Here is a 17850-nt window from a genome sequence, read left to right on the forward strand (position 1 = left end):
CCGGCCGTCAGCCGGCCGTCAGCCGGCCGTCAGCCGACATTGCCGTGGTCGCGGAAGTCGCGCCAGACGTTCTCGAAGAAGTCGTCGTCCTGCGGCAGGGGGCGCCGCGGCCGCCAGCGGAACACCGGCTCGCCGGCGGGGTCGTCGCTCGCGCGTCCGACGACCGCGTGCCACCCGTCGAGGGTCCGGGCGTGCGCGTCGGGCGTCGCGGGCGGGCGCCAGGCGGACTCCTGCACCTCGTCGTCGAGCGCGCCCTCGTCGAGGCGGAAGCGGAACACCTCGGGCAGGTCGAGCTCGTCGTCGGACCGGGGGCCGTACCCGACGCGCGGCAGCTCGCCCGCCGGGTCGGAGTACAGGACGGACCCGCGCGAGCGTCCCCCGTGCGCGACGTAGTCCGCCATCGCGGACAGGTACACGTACGCGGCGGTGAGGGTGTCGCGGACGAGGAACACGCGGTTGACGGAGCGGCGCGACGACGGGTCGGCGCTCACGGTCCGCTCGTACTCGGTGAGCCAGGCGTGCACCTGGTCGAGCGCCTCGTGGATGGACTTCTCCGAGCGGACGGGCCCGGCCTTGGCGCTCATGAGCTCCTGCACACGGCGCAGCAGGTCGCCGGTGTCCTCGTCCCACCCTGCGGCGGCCCGCCCGGCCGCGGCGGCGACGAGCCCGGTCGCGGCCGCCTGGACCGGCGCGGCAGCCGCGGCGAACCGGTCGAGCGCGACGGGCGCGTCCCTGCGCCGCGCGGCGATCAGCTGCGCGGCGCGGGTCGCCCCGACCTGCCCGCTGTTGAGCGCCGCGCCACCCGGCCGGTAGACGCCGTGCGCGCCACCGGCCTCGCCCACGGGGAACAGCCCGCGCACGTTCGACTCCCACCACGCGTCGACCACGAGCCCGCCGTTGTTGTGCTGCGCGCACACGTCGACCTCGAGCAGGTCGGTCTCGAGGTCCACGTACGGGTTCTTGCGCAGGTAGAACTGGTACGCGGGCTCGTTCATGCGCCGCAGCCGCTGCACCGGGGTGCCGAACAGCACGCCCGCGCGCTCCAGGTAGTCGCGGGCCTCGGGGCTGAGCGCGGCGGGGTCGAGCTCGTCGCGCACGGGGTTGCGGCGGAAGTCGAGGAACACGCGCCGCCCGCGCAGCACGGTCTCGCGGTAGACGAGCAGGTCGACGAGCGACGAGCCGTCGCGCGCCTTGCGGACGTCGAACGGCCACTGGTAGCCCTTGAGGAACACCAGGCCGAGCAGCCGCCCGTAGTCGCCGATCGCCTCGGTGAGGAACTCGCGCTCGTCGCCGCCGTCGGCGTCCGTCGACACGAACCGCGGGATGACCTGCATGTACGTGCCGGACACGTTCCACCGCGGGTGCGTCGAGGCGAGCCCGAACTGCCACTCGGTGAGGTTCTTGCCGTGCACGCCCGCCCGGTACGCCGCGCCGGAGGCGCCCCACTGCCCGTGCGGGAACACGCGCGTCGCGTACATCCCCGCGGGGCCGCCGGTCGCGTAGACCACGTTGGTGCAGCGGAACAGCAGGAACGGCGACTGCTCGCCGTCGTGCCGCACGTCGGTCCGCAGGACGAGCAGCCCGACGACGGCGCGCCCGCCCGGCGCGTCCGCGGCGGGGACCGTCACGAGGTCGACCACGCGGCACTCGTCGAAGACGCGCGTGCCGTTGCGGTGCACCTTCGCCTCGAGCCGCTCCACCATGGTGCGGCTCGTGTACGGACCGACGGACGTGGCTCGTCGGCGCGGGTCGTGGTCGGTCTTGTAGCCGACGAACTCGCCGTACCGGTTCTGCGGGAACGGGACGCCCAGGTCGCACAGCCGCAGGAACCCGCGCGCGGACAGCGCCGCCTCCGCGAGCGCGTTGTCGCCGTCCATCGCGCCGCCCGCGAACAGCGTCTGCGCCATCTCGTGCACGGAGTCGCCGTCGCCGCCGCTGAGCGTGAGCTTGTAGTACGTCTGCTTGTCGGAGCCCGCGTTGCGGGACGCACCCGCGTTGACCTTGTCGGCGACCATGACGACGTCGTCCTGGCCGAGCTCCCACAGGCGGTCGGCGGCGCAGAACCCGGCCGAACCGGTACCGACGACGACGGTGTTCGCGGTGACGACGGGGACGTCGGTCTCGCCGATGCGGACGAGCACGGGGTCGTGGCGGTGGGGCATCGTCGGCTCCTCGTCGCTGGTCACGGGGTCGGTCACAGGACGGGGACGTGCATGCCGCCGTCGACGTGGAAGACCTCGCCCGTCGAGTACGGCGTCGCGCCGGACGCGAGCATGGCGACCGCGCCCGCGACGTCGGCGGGTCGGCCCCAGCGCGCGATGGGCGCGAGACCGTCGGCGAGCAGCGCGTCGTACTTCGGCGCGACGCCCGCGGTCATGTCGGTCGCGATGACGCCGGGCCGCACCTCGTGCACGACGATCCCCTCGGGCGCGAGGCGCACGGCCCACAGCTGCGTGGCCATCGCGACGCCCGCCTTGGAGACGCAGTAGTCGCCGCGGTCGGTCGAGACGGTCGTCGCGGAGATCGACGAGACGTTGACGACCGTCGCGACCGGCTCCAGCGGCGGCGCGGTGAGCGCGCCGCGCAGCGCGACGACGCGGCGCGCGAACTCCTGCGTGAGGAAGTACGGCCCGCGCAGGTTGATGCCGAGCACGCGGTCGAACGACTCGGTGGTCGCCTCCAGCAGGTCGGCGCGCTGGGCGGGCGCGACGCCGGCGTTGTTGACGAGCACGTCGAGACGGCCCCACGCGTCGAGCGCGTCCTGCACGTAGCGGACGTGGTCGGCGGGTTCGGCGACCGAGCCGCGCACGTAGCGCACGGCGTCGTCGGAACCGGCGAGCTCACGCAGCTCGGCGAGCACGTCGGTGGGTTCCTCGCGCGTCGCGAGGATCGAGACGGCGTACCCGTCGGTGACGAGTCGTCGGCTGATGCCGAGCCCGATGCCCCGGTTGCCGCCGGTGATGAGTGCGACGCGCGCCACGGGCCGTCCCCTCTGTCGTCGGGCTCGTCGTCGGGCTCGTCGTCGAGCCGTCGGAGAGCGGGACGCGACCGCGCCCCGCGTCCCGATCGTGGCAGAGGGCGCCCGGTTCGGCAAGCGCTTTCCGCTAGCCGAGACCGAGGCCCAGCTCGTCGACCAGCACCGCCTGCCCGGTCGCGAGCGACCGGTTCGCCGCGATGCCCACCGCCACCGCGCGCAGCCCGTCCGTCATCCCCGCGCTGCGCCCCAGCGGGTCGTCGGACACGCGCAGGTGCCGGCGGAACACGTCCTTGAGCAGGATCGCGTCCCCGCCCCCGTGCCCGCCGATGCCCGCGGGGATCGGCACCTCGCGCGGCGCCTCCCAGTGCCGCTGCACCACGAGCCGCTCCCCCTCGGGCCGCACCCGCTGCCCGCCGGCCGCCACGGGCGTCGCCGACGGGTCGAGCACCGCGCGCCCGTCGTCGTCCACCGCGATCGCACCCCGCTCGACCACCTCGAGCTCGGCGCGGCCCGCCGTCCCGTTGATGGCGACCCGGTAGCCCTCCCAGGGGCTGTGCGCGTTGAGCGAGTACGTCATCGACGCCCCGCCGCGGTAGTCGACGACGAGCGAGGCGTTGTCCTCGATCGTGATGCCCGGCGCGAACACGTCCCGGTCGCGCAGGTACCCGTCGTGCCGCTCGGCGTCCAGGTACAGCGCCGTGAGGCGAGCGTCGCGCGTGAGGTCGAGCGCGAACGGGTCGCCCTGCACGCCCGTCCCGCGCTCGGGCCGCGGACCGAGCCCGCGCGCGCGAGCGTTCTCGTCGCCGTAGAACCGCAGCCCGCCCGACGCGAACACGCGCGCCGGCACGTCCCCCAACCACCAGTTCACGAGGTCGAAGTGGTGGCTCGACTTGTGCACGAGCAGCCCGCCCGACCACTCCTTGTCCCGGTGCCAGCGCCGGAAGTAGTCCGCGCCGTGCACGGTGTCGAGCACCCACTCGAAGTGCACCGACGTGACCGTCCCGATCTCGCCCGCCGCGACCACCTGGCGCAGCGTCGAGTTCCGCGGCGAGTAGCGGTAGTTGAACGTCATGACCACGTCGTTGCCGCTGCGACGCACCGCGTCCGCGATCGTGCGGCAGCCCTCGACCGTCGTCGTCAGCGGCTTCTCGACGACGACGTGCGCGCCCGCGTCGAGCGCACGCGCGACGAGGTCCGCGTGCGTGCGGTCGGGCGAGGTCACGACGACGACGTCGACCCGCTCGTCGGCCACCATCCGCTCCAGGCCGTCGGGCGTGTACCGCGGCAGGCCGAGCGGCTCGTCGCGGCCCAGGCGCCGCGCGGCGTGCGCGTCGTAGTGGTCGATCCGCCCCGGGTTGGGGTCGAGCCACGCGACGAGCTGCGCGACGTCCGCGTGCTCGCCCGTGATCGCGTCGACGTACATCCCGGCGCGGTGCCCGGTCCCCGCGACCGCGTACCGCAGCCGCTCGCCCGGCGGTGCGGGCGCGTAGTCGGGCACGACGCCCGCCCCGGGGACGGTCGCGCGGTGCGACGCCGGGCGCGGCGCGGTCGGGTTCTGGTCGCTCGGCTCGTGCACGGTTCCTCCTGACGGCCTGCCGGCCTACGGGCGGGCGAGGGGCGCGGTCACGGCCGCGGGCTCGGCCTGCGCCGCCGCGAGCGCGAACGGCGCGCCCAGCTCGGTGAACGTCGCGGGTTCGAGCGCGGCTCGCTCGCACCACGCGGCGATGCTGCCGACCACGGGGTGCCGGTCCTGCCCGACCCCGCGCCAGCGCAGGTGCGCGGCGGGGACCTGACGCGGGTCGGGCGCGAGCCGCACGGCCTCGAGCACGCGCATGAACGCACCGGTCGACGCGACGTCGCAGCGCAGCCGCGCCGACGGGTCGACGCGCGCGGCGAGCAGGTCGTCGAGCAGGTCGACGCGCGCGAACGTCCGCCGCCAGGACTGCGTGCGGGTGTGCACCTCGAGCTCGTCGTGCTCGTACAGCAGCGTCGCCTCGCCCGCGGTGCCGCGCACGACGACGCGCGCGGGCGTCCGCTCCGCGGCGGCGAGCGTGAGCCCGGCGCCGACCGTGACCCCGCCCGCGGTCCGCACGACGAGCGAGGACGTGTCGTCCGCCTCGATCGGGTGCGCGTGGAACTGGTCGAGGCGCACGTCGAGCACGTCCGCCGCGGTCCGGGCCCCCGCGACGCGCAGCGCGGTCGCGACGGCGTGCGCGAGCGGGTTCGTCACGACGCCGTCGACCACGTCCACGCCGTCCAGCCGGCGCTTCCCCGCCCACCGGGCGCGCGCGTAGTACGCGGCCGTGCGGACCCACGTCCCGACCGCGCCGACGACCCGCACCTCGCCGAGCGCACCCGACGCGACGAGCCGCTCGAGCTCGTCGACCGCGGCCGACCCGAACGACTGGAACCCGACCTGGCAGCGGCGCCCCGTCTCCTCGACGAACGCGACGAGCTCGGCGTGCTCCGCGAGGGACGCGGTCGTCGGCTTCTCGAGCAGCACGTCGCACCCGGCGCGCAGGGCGGCGCGCGCGAGCGGCAGGTGCGTGTGGATGGGCGTCGCGAGGACGACGACGTCGGGCCGCTCCGGTCCGGCGAGCAGGTCGTCGAGCGCCGGCACCCACCGCGTGCCCGGCGGGACGTACGCGAGGTCGTCGACGGGCCGCGGGTCGACCACGGCCGCCAGCCGCGCGGCGCCCTTCCCGGCGAGCCGCAGCACGTGGCGCACGTGCGTGTGGCCGTGGCCGTGGACGCCGACGACCGCGACCGCGGGTGCGCCGGTCATGACCACGCACCCGCCGCGAGCGCGTCGGCCTCGTCGGCGTCGACCGCCCGGTCGAGCACCACGGCGGCCATCCGCACGACGAGCTCGTCGCCGTGCGCGACGTGCAGCGGCGCGTCCCACGCGAGCGCCGGTCCGGCGCCCACGTACTCGGCGACGCGCGCGAACCAGGGGCGCACGGCGTCGGGGTCCTGCACGAGCAGCAGCGTGGTGGCGGCGGTGTCGCGGCGCTGCACGAACGCGAGCCACGGCGAGTCGCTACCGTGCACGGACGCCTCGCCGACGAGCCCGCGGCCGAGCGCGAGCGTCGAGTGCGCGCCCGGCAGCCGCCAGAACAGCCCGCCGTAGCCGGCGTTCGCCCGCCCGTTGGTGCCGGGGCTCTCGATCCGCAGGTCGCGCTCGGTCGCGCGCAGCACCGACGTCCAGCGCAGCGTCCAGCCGCCCGCCGCGGGCGCCGCCGCGAGCGTGCGCGTCTCGCGCAGCAGCACGTCGCCGTGCTCGTCGTACCAGGTCACCTCGTCGACCGCGGACCGCCCGTCGGACGCGACGCGCGCGCCCTGCCCCGCCTGCCGGCCGTGGTTCGGCAGCAGCGTCGGGCCCTCGTCGCGCACGTAGGTGCGCCCGCCCCAGTAGGACGTCCCGTTGACGACCGGCACCGCCATGGACACGCCGTAGTGGTGCCGGTGGTCGACGGGGCTCGTCTCGGTGAGGTCGACGCCCGCCGCGGACCGCACGGGGTGCAGGTACGGGCGCGGCGCGTGGACCTGCGGTACGCGCTCGCCGCTCTCGTACCGCGCGAGGGGCAGGTCGCCGTCCGCACCGGAGGTGCGGGCGTCGAGCCGCAGGACGTCGCCGTCGGTCCGCCAGCGCACGTCGGTCACCTCCGGTGCCGTGCGGGCGGGTGCCCGGTCGGGTGCCGACGAGCGCACGGCCGGCGGCACGGGACCCGTGCTCGCACGGACCGCGAGGTGCGGGCGGATGGGCTCGTCGGGCAGCGGGGAGACGCCCGAGCCGAGGCCGACGAGCGCGCCCAGGCGGGCCCACGCGGCGCGGCCGAGGTCGACCTGCGGGACGGTCGCGGTGGTGAGCGACGGGACCGAGAACCGCGCGAGCTCGATGTCGTCGAACCCGGTGACGGACACGTCCCCGGGCACCGCGACGCCCAGCTCGTTGAGGCGCGCGAGGAGGCCGAACGCGACGAGGTCGTTGTAGGCCACGACGGCGGTCGCACGCGACGCGAGCACGTCGCCCGCGGCGGCGTAGCCGCTCTCGACCGACGACCCCGCGGCCCGTTCGGACAGCCGCACCTCGGCGCGGCGCGCCGCGGCCGTCCGCAGCGCCGCGAGGCGGGCCGCGTGCGACGCGCTCTGCGGCGGGCCCGCGAGGTACAGCAGGTGCCGGTGCCCGAGGCCGACGAGGTGCTCGACGATGTCCTCGATCCCGGCCGCGTAGTCGATCGCGAGGGTCGGGGTCGCGCCGTCGGGCTCCCGGTTGATCACGACGACCGGCCCGACCTCGGGCAGCAGCGCGCGCAGCTCCGCCTCGGGCATGCGCGGCGAGACGAGCACGAGCGCGTCGCAGCGCAGCCGGGCGTCGAGCGCGACCTGGCGCTCGTCGGACGCGGTCTCGGACGTGTCGGCGACGAGCACGCGGTACCCGTCCTCGCCCGCGGCGGCGGACACCCCGCGCAGCACCTGCTGGAACATGGGGTTCGCGAGGTCCGGCACGACGACCGCGACGGTGTTGGTGCGCCCGAGCGACAGGCTCCGTGCAACCGTGCTCGGGCGGTAGTGCAGACGCTCGGCGACCTCGCGGACGCGCTGCGCGAGCTCCTCGTCGACCGTGACCCGGCCGTTCATGACGCGCGAGACGGTCGCGCGCGAGACACCCGCGGCTCGCGCCACCTCGGCGATCGTGGGCGCCGGTCTGGCCCACGCGTTCTGCGTCACTGCAGCCTCCTGGGGCGTCTGTGCTCGGGGGTCGATCGGTGCCGGGCGACCTCGCGACGACGTCGTGCGGGTGCGGTCCGGTACGACCGGTTCGTGCCAGACCATACCCGACGGGAAACCGGTTCCCAACACCCTGGCACGGTGCTACGGTGCACGCCAAGCAACCGGTTTCCTCCCGATATGCGCCAGTCACGAAGAGGTGATGACGATGTCCGTGGTGTCCGAGCTGCGACGCGCCGCCGGGGCGCGCCGCGGTGGCCCACCGCCGACGCCCGGCACGTCAGCCGGCGACGAACCGCCCGCCCGTCGGCGCCGCCGCGGGGACGGACGCGCGGCCGCGCTCTTCCTCGCACCCTGGTTCCTCGGGCTCGTCCTCATCACGCTCGGGCCCATGGCGGCCTCCGCCTACCTGTCGTTCACCGACTACGACCTGCTCCAGCCCCCGGAGTGGATCGGCCTGGACAACTACACGCGGATGCTCGACGACCCCCGGCTGCACAAGTCGCTCGTCGTCACGTTCACGTACGTGCTCACCGCGGTGCCGCTGCAGCTCGTCGTCGCCCTCGGGCTCGCGATGCTGCTCGACCGCGGGATGCGCGGCCTCGCGTTCTACCGGTCCGTGTTCTACCTGCCGTCGCTGCTCGGCGGCTCCGTCGCCGTGGCGATCCTCTGGCGCGAGGTGTTCGGCGTCGACGGGCTCGTCAACGCGTTCCTCGCCCTGTTCGGCGTCGAGGGGCAGGGCTGGGTGTCGTCCCCCGACACCGCGCTCGGCACGCTCGTGATCCTGCACGTGTGGACGTTCGGCGCGCCCATGATCATCTTCCTCGCCGGGCTGCGGCAGATCCCCGAGATGTACTACGAGGCCGCGTCGATCGACGGCGCCGGCAGGGTGCGCCAGTTCTTCTCCATCACGGTGCCGCTGCTCACGCCGATCATCTTCTTCAACCTCGTCCTGCAGGTCATCGGCGCGTTCCAGAGCTTCACGCAGGCGTTCGTCGTCTCCGGCGGCACGGGCGGTCCCGCGGACTCGACCCTCTTCTACACGCTCTACCTCTACCAGAAGGGCTTCGCGTCCCTCGACATGGGGTACGCGTCCGCCATGGCGTGGCTGCTGCTGCTGATCGTCGGCGCCATGACCGCCCTCAACTTCCTCGCCTCCAAGTACTGGGTGTTCTACGGTGACTGACCTCGACATGCGACCCGACCCCGCCGCCGGCGTCCACGCGTCGCGCCCCGACTCCCGCACCTCGTCGGCCCCGGCCCCGCGCCCCCGGCGGCACCCCCGCTGGCGCGGCGCGGTGCGCTCGACGGCCAAGCACGCGGGGCTGATCGCCCTCGCGCTCGTCATGCTCTACCCGCTGATCTGGCTGCTCGCGAGCTCGCTCAAGCCGAACGACCTGATCTTCCGCGACCTGTCGGTCATCCCGACCGACGTCGACCTGTCGAACTACACCGACGGGTGGAACGCGCTGACCTATCCGTTCGGCCGGTACCTGCTGAACTCCGCGGTGATCGTGCTCGGCTCGCTGCTCGGCAACCTCGTCGCGTGCTCGATGGCCGCCTACGCGTTCGCGCGGCTCGAGTTCCGGGGCCGGCGCCTGTGGTTCGCGATCATGCTCATGTCGATCATGCTGCCGATCCACGTGATCATCGTCCCGCAGTACGTGATGTTCTCCCGGCTCGAGTGGATCAACACGTTCCTGCCGCTGATCGTCCCGAAGCTGCTCGCGACCGACGCGTTCTTCATCTTCCTCATGGTCCAGTTCTTCCGCGGCATCCCGCGCGAGCTGGACGAGGCCGCTCGCCTCGACGGCTGCGGGCACCTGCGGATCTACGCGCGGATCATGCTGCCGCTGTCGATGCCGGCGCTCGCGACGACCGCGATCTTCACGTTCATCTGGACCTGGAACGACTTCTTCAGCCAGCTGATCTTCCTCACCAAGCCCTCGATGTACACCGCGCCCGTCGCGCTGCGCACGTTCCTCGACTCCAGCGGGCAGAGCTCGTGGGGGCCGATGTTCGCGATGTCGATCGTGACGCTCGTGCCGGTGTTCCTCGCGTTCCTGTTCGGCCAGAAGTACCTGGTCAAGGGCATCGCCACGACCGGGATCAAGTAGCACTCCGAACTCGCGCCGGGGCCGGCGGCACCCGCACTGCCACCGCCCTCGGCGCGGCACCACCCGAGCCTCGCTCGGGGTGACCAGCACGACGGCGTCTCGTCACGAAGGAGAACCATGCGACACCCACGCCCGACCCTTCTCAAGGTGGCCGCGTTCGCTGCCGCAGGCGCGCTCGCGCTGACCGCCTGCGGGAGCGACGACAGTCCCGGCGGCTCCGCGCAGACCGGCGGCGGCCCCACCGACGAGGAGGTCACGATCCGCTTCTCGTGGTGGGGCTCCGACACCCGCCACGAGCTGACCCAGCAGGTCATCGACGCGTTCGAGGCCGAGCACCCGAACATCCACGTCGAACCCGACTACACCGACTGGGACTCGTACTTCGACAAGCTCAGCACGTCCGTCGCGGGCGGCGACGCACCGGACGTCATCACGCAGGAGGAGCGCTTCCTCACCGACTACGCGTCGCGCGGCGTCCTCGCCGACCTCGGCTCGCTCGGCCTGGACACCTCGAAGATCGACGAGTCGATCCTCAGCTCCGGCACGATCGACGGGAAGCTCTACGGCGTCGCGACCGGCGTCAACGCGTACGTCGTCGTCGCGGACCCCACCGCGTTCGAGAAGGCGGGCGTGGAGCTGCCCGACGACGAGACGTGGACGTGGCAGGACTACGTGGACCTCGCCAACGAGATCACCGAGAAGTCCGACGGCGCCGTGGTCGGCGCGCAGGACTACGGGTTCAACGAGCCCGGCTTCTCGATCTTCGCGCGTCAGCGCGGGCAGTCGCTGTACGCGCCGGACGGCACGCTCGGGTACGACGACGCGACGCTCGCGCAGTGGTGGCAGTACTCGCTCGACCTGCAGGCCGCCGGCGGCACCCCGAGCGCGGCCCAGAGCGTCGAGATCGACTCGGGCGGCCCCGAGCAGTCCGTCGTCGCGACCGGCAAGGGCGCGATGGCGTGGTTCTGGACCAACCAGCTCACCGCCATCACGAGCGCCGCGGGCCACCCGCTCGAGCTGCTGCGCGTGCCCGGCGAGACCGAGGCCGAGCGCACCGGGATGTACTTCAAGCCCGCGATGTTCTACTCGGTCTCGGCGAAGTCGCAGCACCCGGAGGAGGCCGCTCTCTTCGTCGACTTCCTGGTGAACTCGCAGGCCGCCGGCGAGCTGCTCCTGTCGGACCGCGGGCTGCCCGCGAACACCGACGTGCGTGCCGCCGTCGAGCCGCTGTTCAACGAGACGGACAAGCAGGCCGCCGCGTTCCTCGCGGACATCGCCGACGACGTCGTCGACGGCCCGCCCGTCCCGCCGAACGGCGCCGGTGAGGTCGCCGCGATCACCAAGCGCATCAACCAGGAGGTGCTGTTCGGGCGCCTCACGCCGCAGAAGGCCGCCGAGCAGTTCACGAACGAGGTGAGCACCGCCATCGGGCAGTGATCCCGGCACCGCCCCGGAGGGAAGGGGCCCCGCCTGACCGGCGGGGCCCCTTCGTCGTGCGTGTCCGCCGCGGTCGGGGTCAGCGGTCGACGCGGGCCGAGCCGCCGCCCGCGAGCTTGAGCACCTCGGCCTTGGTGACCATCGTCGTGTCACCCGGGGTGGTCATGGCGAGCGCACCGTGCGCCGCGCCGTACTCCACCGCGGTCGCCAGCGGCAGGCCTTCGAGCAGCCCGTACACCAGGCCCGACGCGAACGAGTCGCCGCCGCCCACGCGGTCGAGGATCTCCAGGCGCTCCCGGTGCGTGGCCTGCACGAGGCCCTCGGCGCGGGACCACGCGAGCGCACCCCAGTCGTTCACGGTCGCCGACCGCACCGTGCGCAGCGTCGTCGCGATGACCTGGAAGCTCGGGTAGGCGCGCGCGACGCGGTCGATCATCGCGGCGAACGCGTCGACCTCGAGGTGCGACAGGGACTCGTCGACGCCCTCGACCTCGAACCCGAGGGCCGCGGTGAAGTCCTCCTCGTTGCCGATCATGACGTCGACGTACGGCGCGACCGCGCGGTTGACCTCCTGCGCGCGGGCCTGCCCGCCGATCGCCTTCCACAGCGAGGGCCGGTAGTTGAGGTCGTACGAGACCACCGTGCCGTGGCGACGCGCCGCCTGGACGGCGGCGAGCACGGTGTCCGCGGAGGTCTCGGAGAGCGCGGCGTAGATGCCGCCCGTGTGCAGCCACCGGACGCCGAGCTCCCCGAACAGGTGGTCCCAGTCGACGTCGTCGGCCCGCAGCTGCGACGCGGCGGTGTGCCCGCGGTCGCTCACGCCGACCGCGCCGCGCACGCCGAACCCGCGCTCGGTGAAGTTGAGGCCGTTGCGGACCGTGCGGCCGACGCCGTCGTACGGCACCCACCGGACGAACGCGGTGTCGACCCCGCCCGTCAGGACCAGGTCCTCGACCAGGCGGCCGACCTCGTTGTCGGCGAGCGCCGTGACGACCGCGGCGCGCTGGTCGAACGCGCGGCGCAGCCCGCGCGCGACGTTGTACTCCCCGCCGCCCTCCCACACGCGGAACTGGCGGGCGGTGCGCACGCGACCCTCGCCGGGGTCGAGCCGCAGCATCACCTCCCCGAGCGCGACGACGTCGTAGCGCACGGTGTCGGCGGGGCGCAGGGTCAGGCGGGTGTGCGTCACTGTCGGTCCTTCTGCGGGTCGGCGGGGTCAGGTGCGGGCGGGGTCAGGTGCGGGCGGGGTCAGGTGCGGGCGGGGTCGGTGCCGGCAGGTCAGGCGCGGGCGAGCGGGCGCAGCGCGTCGGCCGCCGCGACGGCGTCCGCGACGAGCGTGCGCAGCGCGTCGTGCGCGTGGGCGGCGACGAGGTCGCGCGGCACCATCCAGGACCCGCCGACGGCGGCGACGCACTCCAGGGCGAGGTAGTCGTGCAGGTTCGTCGGGCCGATCCCGCCCGTGGGGACGAAGCGCACGTCGCGGAACGGGGCGGCGAGCGCGGCGATCGCGGGTGCGCCTCCGCTGGTCCCCGCGGGGAAGAACTTCACGGTGGTGACGCCCAGCTCGAGGGCGGCCTGCACCTCGGTGGCCGTCACGGCGCCGGGCAGCGCGAGCACGCCGTGCTCGGCGCACCGCTCGACGACGGCGCGGCTCGTGCCGGGCGAGACGACGTACCGCGCGCCGGCCGCGACGGCGGCGTCGACCTGGCCGGGCGTCAGCACGGTCCCGGCGCCGACGAGCACGTCGCCCCGGTCGGCGAGCGCGCGGATCGCGCCGGGTGCGGCGGCGGTGCGGAACGTGACCTCGGCGACGGGCAGCCCGCCCGCGACGAGCGCGTCGCCGAGTGCGAAGGCGTCGGCGGCGTCGTCGATCACGACGACGGGGACGAGGCGGTGTCGGGCGAGCTCGGCGAGGACGTCCATAAGGGCTCCGTTGCGCTAGGCGAAACATCGGTATCGCTACGCGCAACATCCTGCCATCTCGCGGGCGCGACGTCACCAGGCCGCGTGCGACCCGGCGAACGCTCCGACGAGGACGCCCGACGTCAGGCGGGCAGGTGCAGCCCGGCCGGCAGGAGCGGGGGCAGCACCGCGCGCATGCGCTCGTGCACCTCGACCACACGCTCGTCGTCCAGCCGCTCGACCGGCGCCGTGACGCTCACCGCCGCGACGGGCACCCCACCGCGCAGCACCGGCACCGCGACGCACCCGATGCCCGGCTCGTTCTCCTGGTTCTCGACCGCACGGCCCGTCGCCCGCGCGCTCTCGAGCGCGTGCCACACCCGCGCCGCGTCCCCCGGCGCCGCGTACCCCGCGAGCGCCGCCCGGTCCGTGCCCCGGAACGCGAGCAGCGCCCGCCCCAGCGCGGTGCGCGCCGCGGGGATCGTGCGCCCCACCTGCGACCACACACGCACCGGACGGTCCGGCTCGACCTTGTCGAGGTACACGACCTCGGTGCCCACCAGCACGCCGAGGTGCACGAGCTCCGCGACGTCCTTCGACAGCGCGACGAGCGCCGGGTGCAGCAGCACCGCGAGGTTGTCTCCCGCGAGGTACGACTCCCCCAGCGCGACCGCCGCACCCCCGAGCGCGTACGCACCGCCGGGGTCCTGCGTCACGAAGTCCCGGTACCGCAGCGCCGCGAGCGTGCGGTGCACCGTCGTCTTGTGCACCCCCAGGCGCGCCGCGAGGTCCGCCAGGACGAGCCCGCGCGGACCGGCCTCCGCGAGCGTCGTCAGCACCTGCAACGCGCGGTCCACGCTCTCGATCGGCGAACCCTGCGACGCGACCTCCGCCATCACGCACCGCCCGGGAAGCCGAGCTGGCGCCACGCCTCGTACGTCGCGACCGCCGCCGCGTTCGTGAGGTTCATCGAGCGGCGGCCCGCCAGCATCGGGATGCGCACCTCGTCGTCGACCCGCGGGTGCGCGAGCACCTCGTCGGGCAGACCCGTCGGCTCCGGTCCGAACAGCAGCACGTCGTCGTCGCGGTACTCCACGTCCGTGTACCAGCGGGTCGCGCGCGTCGTGAACGCGAGCACGCGGCCCGGCAGCGCGTCCAGCAACGCCTCCAGGTCGGGGTGCACGACGACGTGCGCGAGGTCGTGGTAGTCCAGCCCGGCGCGCTTGAGCTTGGCCTCGCTGAGGTCGAAGCCGAGCGGCTCGACCAGGTGCAACGTGGCGCCCGTCCCCGCGGCGAGACGGATGGCGCTGCCCGTGTTGCCCGGGATGCGTGGCTCGAAGTAGGCGAGGTGGAGCACGCGCTCATCCTCGCAGGCCGGAACCCGCGCGACGACGCGTCCGAGTCGTCCCGCGAGCCCGGTACGGCGGCGGGGCGCACGGTGCTAACGTCGCGCTCGAAAGTGTCGGCCCAGCAGAAGGGCAACCCGAGATGACGACCACCGAGCCGGACGAGGCGACGACGCCCGCGCCCGGCACCGCTGCCGGCGACGGCGCCGAGGGCGGACGGGGCGGGACGACGATCGCGGCGATCGCCGCCGAGGCCGGCGTCTCCGTGCCCACCGTGTCGAAGGTCCTCAACGGGCGGGCCGACGTCGCCGCGGCGACGCGCGCACGCGTCGAGGAGGTCATCGAGCGCCACGGGTACCGGCGTCGGCGGTCCTCGTCCGGCACCGGGTCGGGTCTCATCGAGCTCGTCTTCCACGAGCTCGACTCGCCCTGGGCGCTGCAGATCATCAAGGGCGTCGAGACCGTCGCCGGACCCGCACGCATCGGAGTCGTGCTGTCCGAGCTCGGCGGCGAGCACCGCCCACCGCAGGAGTGGCTCGACGACGTGCTCGCCCGCCGCCCGCGTGGCGTGATCTTCGTGCAGTCGGAGCTCGACCCCGCGCAGCACGCCCAGCTCAAGTCCCGCTCCATCCCGTTCGTCGTCGTCGACACCGCGGGCGAGCAGCCCCCCGGCATCCCCGTCGTCGGCTCCGCGAACTGGGCGGGCGGCCTCGCCGCGACGCGGCACCTGCTCGGCCTCGGCCACCGCCGCATCGCCGTGATCTCCGGCCCGCGCGACGTGCTGTGCTCGCGCGCCCGGATCGACGGCTACCGCTCCGCGCTCGACGAGGCCGGCATCCCGTTCGACCCGAACCTCGTGCGGTACGGCAACTTCTTCGTCGACGGCGGCTACCAGCACGGCCGCGAGCTGCTCAGCCGCGAGGACCGGCCCACCGCGATCTTCGCGGGCGCCGACTTCCAGGCGCTCGGCGTCGTGCGCGCCGCGCGCGAGCTCGGGCTGTCCGTGCCGCGGGACCTGTCCGTCGTCGGGTACGACGACCTGCCCGTCACCGAGTGGGTGCAGCCCGGCCTGACGACCGTGTGCCAGCCGCTCCAGGAGATGGCCGCGACCGCCGCGCGCATGCTCCTGCAGATCGCGGGCGGGTCCACACCGTCGAACCTGCGGATCGACCTCGCGACCGAGCTGGTCGTACGCGAGAGCACGGCACCGCCGGCGCTCTGACCTCCGCTCTCCCCGCGCGTCGGCCGTCGTCCCTCCGGGGCGGCGGCCGCGTCAGTGCGCAGCCGCGAGCCCCAGCGAGCGCAGCGCCTCGTCGACGACCTGCGCAGGCGGCGGGCCGATCGGCACGACGACGCCGTCCTCGTCGTCCTCCAACGGCTCGAGCGTCGCGAGCTGAGACGGCAGCAGCGACGGCGGCATGAAGTGCCCCGTGCGCGCCGCGATCCGCGCCGCGAGCAGCTCCGGGTCCCCCGCGAGGTGCACGAACCGCACGTCACCCGCCGCGCTGCGCAGCACGTCCCGGTAGCGGCGCCGCAGCGCCGAGCAGGTCAGGACGGTGCTCACGCCCTCCGCGTCGCGCTGCGACACCCACTGCGCGATCGACGCGAGCCACGGCGCACGGTCCTCGTCGGTCAGCGGCGTGCCGGCCGCCATGAGCGCGACGTTCGCCTCCGGGTGGAAGTCGTCCGCCTCGGCGAACGTCCAGCCGAGCCGCTCCGCGAGCAGGAGCGCGACCGTCGTCTTGCCCGAGCCCGAGACCCCCATCACGACCAGGTGCTGCATGGCCGCCATCCTGTCAGGTGCGGTCGGCCAGGACGCCTCGCAGGGTCGGCAGGTCGGTCGGGCCGAACGACACGTTGAGCCGCGGCGTCACCTCGACCAGGTCGCCCGTGACCCGCACCGTCACGGTGAGCACCTGGGTGTCCTCGAGCGCGCGGACCGTGGCGACGTACTCGTCACGCGCGGTCCACACCGCGTGCGCCAGCACGGGCTCCGGCCCGGGCATGCCGGGGTACCGCGGCGCGATCTCGCCGGGCGCGGGCTCGTCGTGCCCGAGGTCCAGCGCGACCGTCTCCCCCTCGACGCGCACCTCGACGTGGTCGCTGGTCTCGCCGAACCGGACCGTCGCGGACGTGACGCCGAGCGGGTTCGGGTCGAACGTCACGCGGCGGCCGTCCAGGTGCGCCGCGACCGGTGCCGTCGGCTCGCCCTGCGGCCAGGTGACGCGCAGCGCGGCGAACGCCTCCGCGAGCGCCGCGCGGCCCTCGTCGTCCGGTGCGAGAGGCGCATCGCCGCACGCGGGCAGCAGGTGCTCCCACACCGCGTCGAGCGGCACCTGCAGGTCGCGCACCGCCGACGACATCGCGACGACCACGTCCTGCTCGGGCAGCACCAGGCAGTACTGGCCGAACGCGCCGTCACCGCGGAACCCGTGCCGCGAGCGCCACATCTGGAAGCCGTAGCCCTGCGTCCAGTCGTTGCGCTCGTCGCCCGGCGCGGTCCCCGGCGGCACGTGCGCCTGCGACGCGAGCGCGACCCAGCCGTCCGGGAGCAGCCGCCGCCCCCGCCACACGCCGTCGCGCAGCAGCAGCTCGCCGAACGCGGCGACGTCCCGCGTCGCCGCCGAGAGCCCGAACCCACCCGTGACGTGCCCCTCGGGTGACAGCTCCCACGTGCTCGGGCCGAAGCCGAGCGGGTCGAGGAGCCGCGGCCGCAGGTACTCGAGCAGCCCCACACCCGCGACGCGCTCGACGAGCGCGGCGAGCACGGCGGTCGCGGCGGTGTTGTAGACGAAGTGCGTGCCGGGCTCGTGCGCGAGCGGCAGCCCCATGAAGCGCGCGACCCACCGGTCCGTCGGGAAGACCTCCTCCGACGGGTCGGTGTCGTGCCCCGACCGCATGGTCAGCAGGTCGCGCACGGTCAGCCGGCCGAGCCGCGCGCGCTCGTCGTCGGACAGGCCGCTCGTCGGGACGTCGTCGGGCGCCAGCTCGACGACGACGTCGTCGAGCGAGAGCAGCCACTCGTCCACGGCGAAGCCCACGGCGGTCGCCGTGAACGTCTTGCTCAGCGAGTACAGCGCGTGCGGACGGTCGGTCATGTACGGGGCGCGGGCGCCCTCGGCGACGACGTGCCCGTGCCGGACGACGACGAGCGAGCGCAGCTCCTGGGTGGGTGGACCGCCCGCGAGCGCGGCGACCAGAGCCGCGAGCCCGCGCGGGTCGACGCCCTGCTCCTCCGGGCTGCTGCCCGGCAGAACCGACGCGGAACGCTGGCCTGCGGACTCGTCGGGTACCGCGGGACCTGCGGCAACGGTGGCGCTCGTCATGCGCGCATCGTCGC

General features: G+C 74.4%; 15 protein-coding genes. 4 read left to right on the top strand and 11 right to left on the bottom strand.

The annotated features are described in order from the left end of the window. Window positions 1-29: 29 nt before the first annotated feature. From F1D97_RS00745 to F1D97_RS00765, 5 genes are all read right to left on the bottom strand, one after another. Window positions 30-2162 carry an FAD-binding protein gene (locus F1D97_RS00745; RefSeq protein ID WP_236121846.1) on the bottom strand — a complete coding sequence of 711 codons (2133 nt, stop codon included), beginning with the start codon at window positions 2160-2162 and terminating at the stop codon, window positions 30-32. A gap of 32 nt (window positions 2163-2194) precedes the next feature. Continuing rightward, window positions 2195-2980: a 3-ketoacyl-ACP reductase gene (locus tag F1D97_RS00750; RefSeq protein ID WP_236121847.1), complete on the bottom strand. Its 786-nt coding sequence runs from the start codon at window positions 2978-2980 to the stop codon at window positions 2195-2197. A gap of 124 nt (window positions 2981-3104) precedes the next feature. Further along, window positions 3105-4553: a Gfo/Idh/MocA family protein gene (locus F1D97_RS00755; RefSeq protein WP_396022546.1), complete on the bottom strand. Its 1449-nt coding sequence runs from the start codon at window positions 4551-4553 to the stop codon at window positions 3105-3107. 24 nt (window positions 4554-4577) lie between these two features. After that, complete coding sequence (locus F1D97_RS00760; protein ID WP_236121848.1) at window positions 4578-5762, bottom strand: Gfo/Idh/MocA family protein; 1185 nt, start codon at window positions 5760-5762, stop codon at window positions 4578-4580. Continuing rightward, window positions 5759-7708, bottom strand: coding sequence for a DUF6807 family protein (locus tag F1D97_RS00765; protein ID WP_236121849.1), 1950 nt, complete (start codon window positions 7706-7708; stop codon window positions 5759-5761). Before F1D97_RS00765 ends, F1D97_RS00760 begins: the two co-directional genes overlap by 4 nt. A gap of 208 nt (window positions 7709-7916) precedes the next feature. On the opposite strand from F1D97_RS00765, the gene F1D97_RS00770 reads away from it, so the two are divergent. The 3 genes from F1D97_RS00770 (at window position 7917) to F1D97_RS00780 (ending at window position 11262) form a co-directional block, all read left to right on the top strand. Then, a complete protein-coding gene (locus F1D97_RS00770) occupies window positions 7917-8894 on the top strand; it encodes a carbohydrate ABC transporter permease (protein ID WP_236123443.1) in 978 nt (325 codons plus the stop codon). A gap of 7 nt (window positions 8895-8901) precedes the next feature. Further along, complete coding sequence (locus F1D97_RS00775) at window positions 8902-9825, top strand: carbohydrate ABC transporter permease (protein ID WP_236121850.1); 924 nt, start codon at window positions 8902-8904, stop codon at window positions 9823-9825. A gap of 147 nt (window positions 9826-9972) precedes the next feature. Next, a complete protein-coding gene (locus F1D97_RS00780; protein ID WP_236121851.1) occupies window positions 9973-11262 on the top strand; it encodes an ABC transporter substrate-binding protein in 1290 nt (429 codons plus the stop codon). A gap of 79 nt (window positions 11263-11341) precedes the next feature. Here F1D97_RS00780 and F1D97_RS00785 read toward each other — a convergent pair whose 3' ends face one another. The 4 genes from F1D97_RS00785 to F1D97_RS00800 all read right to left on the bottom strand — a co-directional run bounded on the left by F1D97_RS00785 (window position 11342) and on the right by F1D97_RS00800 (window position 14521). After that, the gene (locus tag F1D97_RS00785) at window positions 11342-12451 is read right to left on the bottom strand and encodes a sugar kinase (RefSeq protein WP_236121852.1); all 1110 of its coding nucleotides are present in this window, start codon (window positions 12449-12451) and stop codon (window positions 11342-11344) included. Window positions 12452-12540: 89 nt separating this feature from the next. Next, window positions 12541-13185: a bifunctional 4-hydroxy-2-oxoglutarate aldolase/2-dehydro-3-deoxy-phosphogluconate aldolase gene (gene eda / locus F1D97_RS00790; RefSeq protein WP_236121853.1), complete on the bottom strand. Its 645-nt coding sequence runs from the start codon at window positions 13183-13185 to the stop codon at window positions 12541-12543. Window positions 13186-13307: 122 nt separating this feature from the next. Next, a complete protein-coding gene (locus F1D97_RS00795) occupies window positions 13308-14060 on the bottom strand; it encodes an IclR family transcriptional regulator (RefSeq protein WP_236121854.1) in 753 nt (250 codons plus the stop codon). After that, window positions 14060-14521: a tRNA (cytidine(34)-2'-O)-methyltransferase gene (locus tag F1D97_RS00800; protein ID WP_094181025.1), complete on the bottom strand. Its 462-nt coding sequence runs from the start codon at window positions 14519-14521 to the stop codon at window positions 14060-14062. Before F1D97_RS00800 ends, F1D97_RS00795 begins: the two co-directional genes overlap by 1 nt. A gap of 131 nt (window positions 14522-14652) precedes the next feature. Here F1D97_RS00800 and F1D97_RS00805 point away from each other — a divergent pair, with 131 nt between their 5' ends. Further along, the gene (locus F1D97_RS00805; protein WP_236121855.1) at window positions 14653-15732 is read left to right on the top strand and encodes a LacI family DNA-binding transcriptional regulator; all 1080 of its coding nucleotides are present in this window, start codon (window positions 14653-14655) and stop codon (window positions 15730-15732) included. A gap of 51 nt (window positions 15733-15783) precedes the next feature. Here the strand turns inward: F1D97_RS00805 and F1D97_RS00810 are convergent, their stop codons facing one another. Both F1D97_RS00810 and F1D97_RS00815 read right to left on the bottom strand, forming a co-directional pair. After that, window positions 15784-16293 carry a gluconokinase gene (locus F1D97_RS00810; RefSeq protein ID WP_236121856.1) on the bottom strand — a complete coding sequence of 170 codons (510 nt, stop codon included), beginning with the start codon at window positions 16291-16293 and terminating at the stop codon, window positions 15784-15786. A 13-nt stretch (window positions 16294-16306) separates the two neighbouring features. Next, window positions 16307-17836, bottom strand: a complete 1530-nt coding sequence (locus tag F1D97_RS00815) for a serine hydrolase domain-containing protein (RefSeq protein ID WP_236121857.1) — start codon at window positions 17834-17836, stop codon at window positions 16307-16309. Window positions 17837-17850 lie beyond the last annotated feature (14 nt).

This window comes from Cellulomonas palmilytica (genome assembly GCF_021590045.1).
GTDB classification, from domain to species: Bacteria; Actinomycetota; Actinomycetes; order Actinomycetales; family Cellulomonadaceae; genus Cellulomonas; species Cellulomonas palmilytica.

Bases quoted from the DNA above. Each gene is read 5' to 3' on its own strand.
- F1D97_RS00745 (WP_236121846.1), bottom strand. From the start codon at position 2,162: ATGCCCCACCGCCACGACCCCGTGCTCGTCCGCATCGGCGAGACCGAC.
- F1D97_RS00760 (WP_236121848.1), bottom strand. From the start codon at position 5,762: ATGACCGGCGCACCCGCGGTCGCGGTCGTCGGCGTCCACGGCCACGGC.
- F1D97_RS00770 (WP_236123443.1), top strand. From the start codon at position 7,917: ATGTCCGTGGTGTCCGAGCTGCGACGCGCCGCCGGGGCGCGCCGCGGT.
- F1D97_RS00775 (WP_236121850.1), top strand. From the start codon at position 8,902: ATGCGACCCGACCCCGCCGCCGGCGTCCACGCGTCGCGCCCCGACTCC.
- eda (WP_236121853.1), bottom strand. From the start codon at position 13,185: ATGGACGTCCTCGCCGAGCTCGCCCGACACCGCCTCGTCCCCGTCGTC.
- F1D97_RS00795 (WP_236121854.1), bottom strand. From the start codon at position 14,060: ATGGCGGAGGTCGCGTCGCAGGGTTCGCCGATCGAGAGCGTGGACCGC.
- F1D97_RS00805 (WP_236121855.1), top strand. From the start codon at position 14,653: ATGACGACCACCGAGCCGGACGAGGCGACGACGCCCGCGCCCGGCACC.
- F1D97_RS00810 (WP_236121856.1), bottom strand. From the start codon at position 16,293: ATGCAGCACCTGGTCGTGATGGGGGTCTCGGGCTCGGGCAAGACGACG.
- F1D97_RS00815 (WP_236121857.1), bottom strand. From the start codon at position 17,836: ATGACGAGCGCCACCGTTGCCGCAGGTCCCGCGGTACCCGACGAGTCC.